Annotated in this window: 10 protein-coding genes and 1 tRNA gene; all 11 read right to left on the reverse strand. The window is 68.6% G+C overall.

The annotated features are described in order from the left end of the window. Positions 1-77 precede the first annotated feature (77 nt). A complete protein-coding gene (locus ACESMN_RS05850) occupies positions 78-698 on the reverse strand; it encodes a class I SAM-dependent methyltransferase (protein ID WP_373052664.1) in 621 nt (206 codons plus the stop codon). A 92-nt stretch (positions 699-790) separates the two neighbouring features. Continuing rightward, entirely contained in the window at positions 791-2,875 is a 2,085-nt protein-coding gene (gene pnp / locus ACESMN_RS05855) for a polyribonucleotide nucleotidyltransferase (protein ID WP_373052665.1), read from the reverse strand. Between the two features lie 26 nt (positions 2,876-2,901). Further along, positions 2,902-3,171: a 30S ribosomal protein S15 gene (gene rpsO, locus ACESMN_RS05860; protein WP_373052666.1), complete on the reverse strand. Its 270-nt coding sequence runs from the start codon at positions 3,169-3,171 to the stop codon at positions 2,902-2,904. Positions 3,172-3,374: 203 nt separating this feature from the next. Then, positions 3,375-4,295: a tRNA pseudouridine(55) synthase TruB gene (gene truB, locus ACESMN_RS05865; RefSeq protein ID WP_373052696.1), complete on the reverse strand. Its 921-nt coding sequence runs from the start codon at positions 4,293-4,295 to the stop codon at positions 3,375-3,377. 48 nt (positions 4,296-4,343) lie between these two features. Beyond that, positions 4,344-4,763, reverse strand: coding sequence for a 30S ribosome-binding factor RbfA (gene rbfA, locus ACESMN_RS05870; RefSeq protein WP_373052667.1), 420 nt, complete (start codon positions 4,761-4,763; stop codon positions 4,344-4,346). Next, on the reverse strand, positions 4,763-7,477 hold the full coding sequence (gene infB, locus ACESMN_RS05875; protein ID WP_373052668.1) for a translation initiation factor IF-2: 2,715 nt from the start codon (positions 7,475-7,477) through the stop codon (positions 4,763-4,765). Before infB ends, rbfA begins: the two co-directional genes overlap by 1 nt. 67 nt (positions 7,478-7,544) lie before the next feature. Next, a complete protein-coding gene (gene nusA, locus ACESMN_RS05880; RefSeq protein ID WP_373052669.1) occupies positions 7,545-9,041 on the reverse strand; it encodes a transcription termination factor NusA in 1,497 nt (498 codons plus the stop codon). 44 nt (positions 9,042-9,085) lie between these two features. Further along, on the reverse strand, positions 9,086-9,556 hold the full coding sequence (gene rimP / locus ACESMN_RS05885; RefSeq protein WP_373052670.1) for a ribosome maturation factor RimP: 471 nt from the start codon (positions 9,554-9,556) through the stop codon (positions 9,086-9,088). Positions 9,557-10,077: 521 nt separating this feature from the next. Continuing rightward, a tRNA-Met gene (locus tag ACESMN_RS05890) sits at positions 10,078-10,154 on the reverse strand. A gap of 94 nt (positions 10,155-10,248) precedes the next feature. After that, entirely contained in the window at positions 10,249-12,147 is a 1,899-nt protein-coding gene (locus ACESMN_RS05895; protein ID WP_373052671.1) for an HDOD domain-containing protein, read from the reverse strand. Positions 12,148-12,347: 200 nt separating this feature from the next. After that, positions 12,348-13,793, reverse strand: a complete 1,446-nt coding sequence (gene nuoN / locus ACESMN_RS05900) for an NADH-quinone oxidoreductase subunit NuoN (protein WP_373052672.1) — start codon at positions 13,791-13,793, stop codon at positions 12,348-12,350. Positions 13,794-13,804: the final 11 nt, after the last annotated feature.

Consider the following 13,804-nt stretch of genomic DNA (forward strand, 5'->3'; position numbering starts at 1 on the left):
CTCCGATCTGTAGGAGCGGCTTCCAGCCGCGATGGCGCGCCGGGCGAAGGGCAGCGCGGCCGAGAGCCGCTCCCGGTTCAGAGGGATTTGGTGAACTGCACCTGCTTCCAGTAGCCGAACAGGCTCGCGGGCTCGATGGCCACCGGCTCGCGACCGGTCACCGCCACGAAATCGTTCAGTTCCATGTCCGGACGGAATCCCACCGCCCGGGAGAGCGGCCGCAGGCTGCGTTCCAGGCTGCGCAGGATCCACTGCCGCGAGGCGAAGTGGTTGACCACGAGGATCTGCCCTCCCGGCCTGCAGACCCGCCACATCTCGGCAAACAGCCGGTCGGGATTCGGCACCACCGAGGCGACGTACATCGCGACCACCGCGTCGAAGCTGTCATCGGTGAAGGCCAGCTGTTCGGCATTCATCTCGACCAGGCCGGTCACGGCCGAGCAGTCCCCTTCGGCGAGGCGCTGGCGCGCGACCTCGAGCATCTCCCGGCTGACATCGATGCCGACGACCTCGGCGTCCGGGGTATAGAACGGCAGCGAGATACCGGTCCCCACCCCGACCTCCAGCACACGCTTGCCCGAGACCGGGGCCAGCGTCTCCAGTGCGAGGCGGCGGCCCCGGGCGAAGACACGCCCGAAGATCACGTCATAGTGCCGTGCGTAACGCCGGTAACTCTTCCGTATGCTGACCAGATCCACGGCCCACCCGCACCTTCAGAGAGACTTGGCCCGCCGGCGCACCAACGGGGCGGTGCACGCCGCCGTGGCGGCGCACGCGCTTGCCGGGAACATCAGGCGGCTTCGACGGCCTTCATGCTGAGGCGGATGCGTCCCTGTTTGTCGACCTCCAGCACCTTCACGGTCACCGTGTCGCCCTCGTTCAGGAAGTCGGTGACGTTCTCGACCCGGTCATTGGAGATCTGGGAGATGTGCACCAGTCCGTCGCGACCCGGAAGGATCGACACGAAGGCGCCGAAGTCCATGATCTTCACGACCCGCCCGCTGTAGACGCGTCCCACCTCGACGTCGGCGGTCAGCTCCTCGATCCGGCGGCGGGCCTCTTCACCGGCGGCCTGGTCCGTGGAGGCAATCTTCACGGTTCCGTCATCGGTGATGTCGATGGAGGTACCGGTCTCCTCGGTCAGCGCCCGAATCGTGGCGCCGCCCTTCCCGATCACGTCCCGGATCTTCTCCGGGTTGATGCGCATGGTGAGGAAACGCGGCGCGTAGGACGACATCTCGGTGCGGTGCGAGCTGATCGACTCGCTCATCCGCTCGAGGATGTGCAGACGCCCGGCCTGGGCCTGGTCCAGCGCCCGCTCCATGATCTCGCGGGTGATGCCGTCGATCTTGATGTCCATCTGCAGTGCGGTCACGCCATCCCGGGTCCCGGCGACCTTGAAGTCCATGTCGCCGAGGTGATCCTCGTCACCGAGGATGTCGGACAGCACGGCGAAGCGATCGCCCTCCTTGATCAACCCCATGGCGATGCCGGCCACCGGCGCCTTCAACGGAATGCCGGCATCCATCAGCGCCAGGCTGGTGCCGCAGACCGATGCCATCGAGCTCGAGCCGTTCGACTCGGTGATCTCGGAGACCACGCGGATTACATAGGGGAAGCTGTCACCCGTCGGCATCACCGCCTGCACGCCGCGCTTCGCCAGGCGGCCGTGGCCGATCTCCCGGCGCTTCGGCGTCCCGACCATGCCGGTCTCGCCGGTGCAGTACGGCGGGAAGTTGTAGTGCAGCATGAAGCGCTCGCGGCGCTCGCCCTCGATCGCATCGATCACCTGAGCGTCACGGTCGGTGCCGAGAGTGGCCACCACCAGCGCCTGGGTCTCGCCGCGGGTGAACAGGGCCGAACCGTGGGCGCGCGGCAGGAGACCGGTCTGCACGGTGATCGGCCGAACGGTGCGGGCGTCGCGGCCGTCGATACGCGGATTGCCGTCGAGGATACGGTCGCGGACGATGCGGTACTCGAGATCGTGGAAGGCGGTCTTCACCGCCTCGGCGGAGGGGGCGCCCTCCGCGCCCGTCGCCAGCCGCTGGACCACATCCGAGCGCAGGCTGTTCAGGCGGTCCGTCCGGGCCTGCTTCTCGGCGATCTGGTAGGCACTGACCAGGTCGTCACGGACCATCGCCGCGATCTGGTCCTCGAGGCCGTGGGCGCCCTCGGGGGCCGTCCAGTCCCAGGCCGGCTTGCCGGCGGCCGCCGCCAGTTCGCGGATCGCGGTGATCGCGGCCTGCATCTGCTCGTGGCCGTACATCACGGCGCCCAGCATCACCTGCTCCGACAGTTCGTGGGCCTCGGACTCCACCATGATCACGGCGTTCTCGGTTCCCGCGACCACCAGATCCAGTTCCGACGTGGCCAGCTCGCTGGCCGTGGGATTCAGCAGGTAGCCGCCATCACGATACCCGACCCGGGCGGCACCGACCGGCCCTGCGAAGGGGACGCCGGAGACCGCCAGCGCGGCGGAGGCGCCGATCAGCGCAGGGATGTCCGGATCCACCTCGGGATTGATGGACATCACCGTCGCGATGACCTGCGTCTCGTGCTTGAAGCCCTCCGGGAAGAGCGGCCGCAGCGGCCGGTCGATCAGCCGGCTGGTCAGCGTCTCCTTCTCGTTCGGGCGTCCCTCGCGCTTGAAGAAGCCGCCGGGAATCTTGCCGGCCGCATAGGTCCGCTCCTGGTAGTTCACCGTCAGCGGGAAGAAGTCGCGGCCGGGATCGGCCTCTTTGCGCGCGACCACGGTGACCAGCACCACGGTGTCCGCCACGTTGACCAGCACAGCCCCGTTGGCCTGACGGGCGATGTCGCCAGTCTCCATCACGACCGTGTGATTACCGTACTCAAATGTCTTCTTGTATGACACGCTTTCCTTCCCGCTCCGAGGTGGACTTACCGACGCAGCCCGAGGGTCTGCACCAGCGCCTGGTAACGCTGCTGATCCTTGCCCTTCAGATAGCTGAGCAGCTTGCGGCGCTGATTGACCATCTTCAGCAGTCCGCGGCGCGAGTGATGGTCCTTCTTGTGGGTCTCGAAGTGCCCCATCAGGTGCTGGATGCGCTTGGTCAGCAGGGCAACCTGGACCTCGGGCGAGCCGGTGTCCTTGGGACCCCGACCATGTTCCTCGACGATGGCCGTCTTGGTTTCGGTGTTGAATGGCATGTCTTGCTCGACTCCTGAAAACGAAAAGAACCTGTTGTCTGCCCCTGGTGCGGCCGCCGGCGCCCCGCAGCGCACTGTGCGGCTTCATCTGCACTGGCGGGGCCGTGCACACGGCCGGGATGGGTGCCGGCCGCGCACGCAGAACCCCGTGACCGTACGAGGTCCCCCAAAGGCGCGAAATATTAGCATGCCAGCGGCATGAATTAACAGGAAACCGGCGAAACGAACAGACGGCGCGGCGCCACCCGGCCGTCGTCCTGCAGCGACCCGACGCCGATGAAGACGCCCGCGGCATCGTAGAGGCGCAATGGCCCCGTCTCCCGCACCCCCGGGACGAACACCGGCTGCCCCTGACGCAGGAACCGGCTGCTCGCGGCGTCCAGCCGGACCGCCGGCCGGTCCGCCAGCGCCCGGTCGGCCGGCAGCAGCCAGCGCTCGAGACCCTGCGGCCCCGCCTCCGCGGCCGCGGCCTCGAGGGTCTCCAGCGTCACCATGTCGGTTGCCGCGAAGGCCCCATGGCCGGTCCGGCGCAGTTCCGCGACCGTCGCACCGCAGCCGAGCGCCTGGCCCAGGTCCTCGACCAGGGTGCGGATGTAGGTGCCCTTGCTGCACCGGACCGCCAGCCGCAGCCGGTCGGGAGCCACCAGCGACGCGCTGAGCGCATGCACCTGCACCGTGCGCGCCGGCCGTGCCACCTCGACGCCCGCACGCGCGAGCTGATAGAGGCGCCGGCCCTGGTGTTTCAGTGCCGAGTGCATCGGGGGCACCTGCCGGATCTCGCCGCGCAGACCGGCGCAGGCCCGTTCGATCGCGCCGGCGGACAGGGAGGGCACCGGAGCCTCCCGCAGCACCTCGCCTTCCATGTCGCCGGTCGTGGTGACCAGGCCCAGCCGGGCCACCGCCTCGTAGTGCTTGTCGGCGTCCAGCAGCCAGCCGGAGACCTTCGTCGCCTGGCCGAAGCAGAGCGGCAGCAGACCGGTCGCCAGGGGATCGAGACTGCCGGTGTGCCCCGCCTTGCGCGCGGCCAGCAGGTACTTCACCCGCCCCAGCGCCTGGGTGGAGGTCCATCCCCGGGGCTTGTCCAGCAGGATGATGCCGTCGATGTCGCGGCGCTGGATCGGCATGCGGCGGAGGCCGGAGAGGGACACCGCTGGGGTATCCCGCCCGACCCCTCAGCGGTCGTCGTCCCGGCCGCCGGAATCCTCCGGCGGCGGTTCCCCGGCATGGTGGGCCTCGTCCTCGGCGATCGCCGAATCGATCAGGGCCGACAGGCGCGCGCCCCGCTCGGGGGTATCGTCGTAGATGAAACGCAGCTGCGGCACGGTGCGCAGGCGCATGCGCGCGCCCAGTTCGTGACGCAGGTAGCCGGCCGCGTGGTTCAGCCCCTGCTCCGCCTCCCGCCCCTTTTCCTCCCCGCCGAGCTGGGTGAAAAAGACCTTCGCATGCGCGAGGTCGCGCGAGACCTCCACCCCGGAGAGGGTCACCATGCCGACGCGCGGGTCCTTGACCTCGAGCCGGATCAGCTCGGCCAGCTCGCGCTGCATCTGGTCGCCCACGCGATCACTGCGCTGATAGTCCCGACGGGCCGTCATCAGAGCGTCCGGGCCACTTCAACCCGCTGATACACCTCGATCTGGTCACCGGGACGGACATCGTTGTAATTCTTCACCGCGATCCCGCACTCCGTGCCGGTACGGACCTCGCTGACGTCTTCCTTGAAGCGCCGCAGGCTCTCCAGTTCGCCCTCGTAGATCACCACGTTATCGCGCAGCACGCGGATCGGGTTGCCGCGCCGGACCGTGCCCTCGACCACCAGGCAGCCGGCGACCGCACCGAAGCCCGAGGCCTTGAAGACGTCGCGCACCTCGGCCAGACCGACGATCTCCTCCCGTGTCTCTGGCGACAGCAGGCCGGAGAGCGCGTGCTTCACGTCCTCGATCGCCTCGTAGATCACCGAGTAGTAGCGGATATCGACGTCGTTGTCCGCGGCAAGGCGGCGCGCACCCGCGTCGGCACGCACATTGAACGCGATGATGATCGCCTGACTGGCCATCGCGAGGTTGATGTCGGACTCCGAGATGCCGCCCACGCCGGTGGACACCACCTTCACCCGGACCTCGTCGGTGGAGAGCTTGATCAGCGAATCGCGCAGCGCCTCGGCCGAGCCCTGGACATCCGCCTTCAGCAGGATGTTCACGGTCGCGACCTGGCCTTCCTGCATCTGGTTGAAGATGTTCTCCAGCTTGGCGGCCTGCTGCGCGGCCAGCTTGTGCTCGCGCTGGCGGGTCTCGCGGTGCGCGGCCACCTCGCGCGCGGTCTTCTCGTCCGCGACCACGAGGACCTCGTCCCCGGCGTTGGGCACGCCCGACAGGCCGAGCACCTCCACCGGCATCGACGGCCCGACCTCCTTCACTCCCGAGCCGGTATCGTCGAACATCGCGCGCACGCGGCCATACTCCTGTCCGCTCAGCACGATGTCGCCGTGCTTCAGGGAGCCGGACTGCACCAGGACCGTCGCGACCGGTCCCCGCCCCTTGTCCAGGCGCGACTCGATCACCACGCCGCGCGCCGGACCCTCGTCGGGCGCCTTCAGTTCCATCAGCTCGGCCTGCAGCCCCACCGCCTCCAGCAGTTCGTCGACGCCCTGGCCGGTCAGAGCCGAGACCTGGACGAACTGCGTGTCGCCGCCCCAGGCCTCCGGTATCACCTCGCGCTGGGCCAGCTCGTTCATCACCCGCTCGGGATCCGCGTCCGGCTTGTCGATCTTGTTCACGGCGACCACCAGCGGTACGCCGCCGGCCTTCGCGTGCTCGATCGCCTCCATGGTCTGCGGCATCACGCCGTCGTCCGCGGCGACCACCAGGATCACGATGTCCGTGGCCTTTGCGCCCCGGGCCCGCATCGCGGTGAATGCGGCATGTCCCGGAGTGTCCAGGAAGGTGATGCCGTCCCGCGTGTTCGGGACGTGATAGGCACCGATGTGCTGGGTAATGCCGCCGGCCTCGCCCGAGGCGACCTTGGCCTTGCGGATATAGTCCAGCAGCGAGGTCTTCCCGTGGTCCACGTGCCCCATCACCGTGACCACCGGCGGACGCGGCTTCATGTCCAGGCTCTGCTCGATGTCCAGGGTGATCTCGTCCTCGATGCTTCGGGCCTGGGCGGGGATCGCCTTGTGCCCCATCTCCTCGACCACCAGCACCGCGGTGTCCTGGTCGATGCTCTGGTTGATCGTCGCCATCACGCCCATGCCCATCAGCGCCTTGATCAGCTGCGGCGCCTTGATGGCCATCGCCTGGGCCAGCTCGCCCACGGTGATGGTCTCCGGCACCTCGATCTCGCGCACCACCGGCGCGGTCGGCCGCGCGAAGCCGTGCTTGCTGGCCACTGCGGCGGCGGCGGCGGTCTGCGCCACGCGGCTCCTGCCCTTTTCCCGGCGTCCGCGCCGCTCGCCGGTCACGTGCAGCTCCCGGCGGCCGCCCTCGGGCTCGCGGCCACCGCGCCGACCCTTCTTCTTCGCCGGCTCGGCCTTGGCCGCGGCCTCCTGCCGGGCCTTCACCTCCTTGTCCGCGAGCTCCCTGAGCACCTCTTCCTTGCGCTCCATGCGCGCCTTCTCCTCGGCCTTCGCGCGCGCCGCGGCCTCCTCTTCCCGCTGCTTCTGTTCCTGCCGCTGCCGCCGCTCTTCCTGTTCCTGCTGGCGCTGTTCGACCGCGCGACGCATCGCGTCGCGTTCGACCTCCACCTGGCGGGCGAGCTGCTCGGTGCGACTGAGCGGCCGCGTCGGGGCCGCTTCCGCCTTTTCAGGCTCGGCCTCCGGCTCGGGCGCCGGCGGCGCCTCGGGCTCGGCCGGCTCGGCAGCCACCGGCATCTCCGGTTCGACCGCCGGCGTGGCCTCGGCAACCGGCATCTCCGGGGCGGGCTCGGGCGCCGGCGCCTCCGTTACCGCGGGTTCCGGAACCGTTTCCGGGACGGGCTCGGCGACCGGTTCCGGGGCGACCTCCGGCTGCTTGCGCAGGAGCTGGCGGCGCTTGCGCACCTCGACGTTGACGGTCTTGGTCCGCCCCTGCCCGGCATTGACCTTCAGGGTCTGCGTGGTCGCACGGCGCTTCAGCGTCACCCGGTCGCCATCGCCCTTTTCGGCACCGCCGTGCGTCTCGCGGAGGTGCGCCAGCAGGCGCAGCTTCTCCGCGTCGGTCACCCGGGCGGCCGGGCCTTCCACCTCGACACCGGCCTCCTTCAGCTGGCCGATCAGGCGCTCGACCGGCGTACCTACCGATTCCGCGAGTTGCTGTACCGTTATCTGCGACATTGCGCCTACCTCCTGTCCAATTCTATACGCTCGAAGCGCGCGCTGGTTCCACCGGCCACGGGCGGCCTCAGGCGTCGGCCGCGAACCAGGGGGCCCGCGCCGTCATGATCAGCTCGGCCGCCTGCTCGGCATCGATGCCGGTGACCTCCACCACGTCATCGACCGCCTGCTCGGCCAGATCTTCCATGCTGCAGATGCCGTGCGCCGCCAGCTTGTTGGCCAGCGCCGGGGTCATCCCCTCCATGTTCATCAGGTCGTCCGCGGGCTGTGCGCCCTCGAGCTGCTCCTCGGCGGCGATCGCCCGTGTCAGCAGTGCGTCGCTCGCGCGCGAGCGGAGCTCCGCGACGATGTCCGCATCGAACTCCTCGATTCCCAGCAGCTCCTGCTCATCGACATATGCCACCTCGTCGAGGGTGGTGAATCCCTCCTGCACCAGGATCGCCGCGACCTCCTCGTCAACGTCCAGGGAGTCCATGAACTGCTGCTGGACCACCTGCGCCTCGGCGTCGCTCTTCTCGGCCGCCTGCGCCTCGGTCATCACGTTCAGATCCCAGCCCGTCAGCTGCGACGCCAGACGCACGTTCTGGCCGCCGCGCCCGATCGCCAGGGAGAGCTTGTCCTCCGCGACCGCGATGTCCATGCTCTGCTTGTCCTCGTCCACCACGATCGACAGCACCTCGGCGGGCGACATCGCGTTGATCACGAACTGCGCCGGGTTCTCGTTCCAGACGATGATGTCGATGCGCTCGCCGGCCAGTTCGTTCGAAACCGACTGCACACGCGAGCCGCGCATTCCGACGCAGGCCCCCACCGGGTCCAGCCGGGGATCGTTGGAGCGCACCGCGATCTTCGCCCGCATGCCCGGATCCCGGGCCGCGCCCATGATCTCGATGATGTTCTGGCCGACCTCCGGGACCTCCAGCTTGAACAGCTCGATCAGGAACTCGGGCACCGTACGGCTGATGAAGAGTTGCGGGCCACGGGCCTCCGGGCGGATCTCGCGCAGGTAGCCCCGGAGCCGGTCGTTGTTGCGCACGGACTCGCGGGGAATCATGTGTTCGCGCGGCACGAAGGCCTCGGCGTTGCCGCCGAGGTCAATGTAGACACCGTTGCGGTCGGTGCGTTTCACGATGCCCATCACCAGGCCGCCGACCCGCGACTGGTATTCCTCCACCACCTTCGCGCGCTCCGCTTCGCGCACCTTCTGCACGATCACCTGCTTCGCCGTCTGTGCCGCGATGCGGCCGAAGTCGACGGCCTCGACCGGCTCCTCGATCACGTCGCCGACCTCGATGTCCGGGTGCGTCTGGCGCGCGTAGGAAAGCAGGATCTGGTGCTCCGGCGATTCGAATTCCGGGTCGTCATCGTCCAGTACGGTCCAGCGCCGGAAGGCCTCGTAGTCGCCGGAATTGCGGTCGATCTTCACCCTCACGTCCATCTTGCCGCCGTGGCGCTTGCGGGTCGCCATGGCCAGCGCCGACTCCAACGCCTCGAAGATGACGCTCTTGTCCACGCCCTTCTCGTTCGACACGGCGTCGACGACCAGCAGGATCTCCTTGTTCATTCAATACATCTCCACGACGTCGGCGGACTGCCACCGATGGTTCATCAACGACCGGACCCGGCCGGCTCCAGCAACCGCGCCCTGGCGATTGCACCGAATGGCAGCAGGAAGGCATCGCCATCGACCTCGATCTCGACGCCATCACCGGACACGGACAGCAGGCGGCCACGGTAGTTGCGCCGGCCATGTTCGGGCCAGGCCAGCCGCACCTTCACCTCGCTGCCCAGGTACTGCCGGTACTGCGCAGCGGTGAACAGGGGGCGTTCGATTCCCGGGCTCGAGACCTCCAGGACGTAGTCACCCCGGATGGGCTCCTCGACGTCCAGCACCGCACTCACCTGCTCGCTGACATTGCCGCAGTCATCCACGGTGATGCCGTCCGGGTGATCGATGTAGAGCCGCAGCAGCGCCGGCCGCGACCCCGCATGGTATTCGAGACCCCAGAGGTCGAAGCCCAGCGATCCCACCACGGGCCTCAGCATCGCTCCGAGTTCCTCCGACTTCTCCAACGCCATCCTGCTCCCGGGCCCGGCCACGGGCCCCGATTCGCCGGGCGCGCCCGGCACCAACAAAAAAGGGGCGCCCAACCGCCCCCGGATACGGTCGCCGGCCTCACCCGCGTCCGCCAAGCCTTCGCTACCCCGGATCACCGACCGGAGTCGAAGATCGCGGACCCAACAATAAAGGCCCCGGTTGGGGCCTCAAGGCATGTGCCTGCGGACGACCTGCGGGATTGCTCCACGCGGCTGCCGGCCACCGGCGAACTCCATCTCAGCCCCAAGGGAGGACCGCCACGCGGACCATCCTTCCAATCAGGGCCCGCGCGGCGTAAAGCCGTCCAGCCACGCGGGAGCGGTATAGTACCGCAGGGGCCTCTGCGCGGTAAAGGGCTGCGGACGCATGCCGGGAATCGCGTCGTGGGAGCGGCCTCTGGGCGCGATCGAGGGGACAGATTCAAATAAATCTGTCCCCTTTGAATTGGGGTCACAAAAAAAACCCGCGCCGGAGCGGGGCGCGGGTCTTGGCTGTTCATCATTGGTAGCGGGGGCAGGATTTGAACCTGCGACCTTCGGGTTATGAGCCCGACGAGCTGCCAGACTGCTCCACCCCGCACCGGAGAAACGGAACAATAGCAAAACGGTGGGGGATGCGCAAGACTCGAGGGCTCCGCGAGCCCGGGACGAGGCGACCCGCGCACCGCCCGGCATCAACCACCGACGGCCTGTATCCGCCCGCGTTCCACCCGCCGGATCCGGTCTTGGCCGGCCTTCTTGGCGGCCCGCAGTGCGCGATCGGCGGCACGGATCAGGGCCTCCGGGTCGTGCATGTCGCCCTCCCTGCTCGCGAGCCCGATGCCGATCGTAACCGGTACCGCCTGGCCGCCGGCCGTAATCCCCAGTGCATGGACCGCATCGTGCAGCCGCTCGGCCACCGCGTGGAGCGAGCCGGTCTGCGTGTTCGGACAGATCACCAGGAACTCGGCGCCGCCCATCCGCGAGATGTGGTCGCATCGGCGTCCCGATGCCCGAAGAACCGAGGCCACCGCGATCACCACCTCATCCCCTGTCCGGTGACCGTGCAGCCCGTTGATTGCCTGCAGGCCGTCCACGTCGATCATCATCATGGCCAGCGGCTGCCCGTACCGGTCTGCGGCGCTCCAGGCCCGGGCCAGGAACTCCATGCCCGCACACCGGTTCGGCAGGTTCGTGAGCGGGTCCGTGAGCGCGGCCTCCTCCAGCCGGCGGTTGCTGACGGCCAGGTCGGAGGCCAGTCTCGCCAGACGCGCCCGATCGCGTTCGCGCTCCTGGAGCAGGCTCACGTGGCGGGAGGCGGTGCGCAGTCGCAGCCGCATCAGCGGAACGCTCACCGGTCCGGGCAGATAGTCGTCCGCATCCAGCCCGAGTTGTTCGGGCGACCCGGCCTCGCCCTCGGCCCCGGTCAGCGCGATCAGGTAGACCGAGCGCCCCCAGTCCGTCGCGCGCAGCGAATGGCAGAACTCGAGATCGTCCCCGGCCGGACGCGCGCAGTCGGTGATCACGACCTGCGGGACCACCTCCAGCGCGAGCGCCAGTGCCTCCTCCCTGTTCACCGCCGGATAGACCGTGTGGCCGAGCCTGGAGACGATGCCGCTGAGCAGCAGGCGGCTCGAGGGATCCTCCTCGATCAGCAGCACGCGCAACGGAACCGGGTCATGCCCGTGATCGCGGAGGACCGGTTCCGATCCGGACATCCGGGCAAAGGGCTGGGCGAAGCGCACCGGCACCCTGAGCAGCTGACTCCATTCATGCCAGTCGCCGACGATGCGCTCCATCAGCGTGTCCAGGGATTCGGCGTCGAGGCCGATCTGTGCCGCCTCGGTCATCAGGGCCGACCGGAGTTCCGCCCGCGCGGCCTCCGATGCGAACCCGAGATCCGCAACCCGACTCGCGAGCGCCAGCGTCTGCAGGATCCGCTCGGGCCGCGAACCGGGGGCAAACCCCGAGGCCGCGGGGCACCGATGGTAGTAGACCGGCTCCGCCAGCGTCTCCGGGATGCCGAACTCGCGCAGCAGTTCGGCGGTACACTCGTCGTGGTCCGTCTGCAGGACCTGCCGTTCCAGACGCAGCAGCGGCGCATCCCCCTGCTCCGCCCTGCGCAGCACCTCGCCGTATTCCGACGGACAGGCGGTCGCCAGCGCAAGACTGCCGATGTCCGCCAGCAGCCCGCAGGCGAAGAGCTCCTCGACCCCCCGCAGCCGCGCGCGCGCGCCGAACTCGCGGGCGGCCAGCGCCATCAGCAGCGATCGGGACCAGAAGCGCTCGTAGTCGAAGGCCTTGCAGGGTCCGTCGCGGTACTGATCCACCAGCGAGAACCCGAGCGTGACCCGGGTCACGGTACACAGCCCGAGCCGCACCACCGCGTCGCGCACCGCGGCCACCGGCCGGCCCGCGTGCAGCGCGGAGTTCGCGAGCCGGATCAGCCGCCCCGTGAGCGCGGGATCCGTCTGCACGACCTCCGCGATCTTCTCCATCGTCACGTCATCGCGGCGGCTGAGCCGCATCACCGACAGCGCAACCCCCTTCGGACTCGGAAGCCGGCCGCTCGCTCGCAATTCCTCGATGGTCATGCACCCCCCCGGATGATGCACGAATAGTCTTGCGCCAACCGTCATGGACCTGCGCGGCGAATCCCCCTGGGGACAGATTTGCAAATCTGTCCCCCGACTTTAAAGCCCCCTCCCCCGCCTGCCAGGGAGGGTTGGCGTGGGGCGCCCCCCCCGGGGACAGATCTGTACATCTGTCCCCTGCCTGTTCGGCGTTCCGGGCGTCAGCCCGCCACCGCGTAGTGGGTGAGGGTCAGCAGCAGGCCGGGGAAGATCCCCAGCAGCAGCACCGCGAGTCCGTTCACGCTGATCGCGGTCGCGAACACGCCGCCGCGGTCCGCCGCGGCCCGCTCCTCCACCGGATCGTCGAAGAACATCAGCTTCACCACCCGGAGGTAGTAGAAGGCGCCGATGATCGAGAAGACCACGGCGTAGATGCCCAGCCACACGTAGCCGGCACCGATCGCCGCCTGGATCACCGACAGCTTGGCGAAGAAACCGACGGTGGGCGGCACCCCGGCCATGGAGAACAGCAGCAGCAGCATGATGAACGCGAACCAGGGGTTCCGGCGCGCGAGCCCCCTGAAGTCGTCGAGCTGATCGGCCTCGTGGCCGCGACCCGACAGCAGGATGATCATTCCGAAGCCGCCGGCCGCCGTCAGCGCGTACACGATGATGTAGAACATCGCCGATGCATAGCCGGTTTCGGTGCCCGCCAGGACACCCATGAACAGGAAGCCGACGTGGGCGATGGTCGAGTACGCGAACATGCGCTTGAGACTGGTCTGGGCGATCGCGATCACGTTGCCGACCGCGAGCGACAGGACGGCGAGCACCACGAGCATGTCGCCCCAGTCGCCGTGCAGCGGGCCCAGGCCCTCGACCAGCAGGCGCATCAGCAGCGCGAAACCGGCGATCTTCGGTGCGGTGGCGATGAACAGGGTGACCGCGGTGGGCGCCCCGTCGTAGACGTCCGGCACCCACATGTGGAACGGCACCGCCCCCAGCTTGAAGGCGACGGCCACGACCACGAAGACGAGGCCGAAGACCAGCGGCACGTTCATGCCCTCCTCCGTCGCGCGCAGCGCGGCCGCGACGGTGGCGATGTCCAGGCTGCCGGTCATGCCGTAGATCATCGACAGCCCGTAGAGCAGCAGCCCGGAGGCCAGCGCTCCGAGCACGAAGTACTTCATCGCCGCCTCCGACGCGCGCATCGAGTCGCGCCAGAAGGCCACCAGGGCATAGGAAGACAGCGCCAGCAGCTCGAGCCCGAGGTACAGCGTGAGGAAGTTGTGCGCGGAGATCATCACCATCATGCCGAGCACGGCGAACAGGCCCAGTACGTAGAACTCCCCCCGGTAGATGTCGCGTTCGATCAGGTAGGGACGCGCGTACAGGAACACGAAGAAGGTCACCCCATACATCGCGAGCTTCAGCACGTCGCTCATCGGGTCGGCGACGAAGGTTCCGCTGAAGGTCGTCTGCGTCTCGGGCCCGGCGAGCCAGAGGGTCAGGACCGCGGCGCCCGCCAGGGTCGCCTGCACCAGCCCGTAGGTGATATCGCGGCGGGAATCGGGCAGGAAGGCGTCCAGCGCCAGGATCAGGCAGGCCATGGCCAGCACGAACATCTCGGGCACGGCGGGCAGGAAGGCAGGAATCTCGAAATTCATGTCAGGTCCCG

The organism is Thioalkalivibrio sp., assembly GCF_041690275.1.
Lineage (GTDB): Bacteria > Pseudomonadota > Gammaproteobacteria > Ectothiorhodospirales > Ectothiorhodospiraceae > Thioalkalivibrio.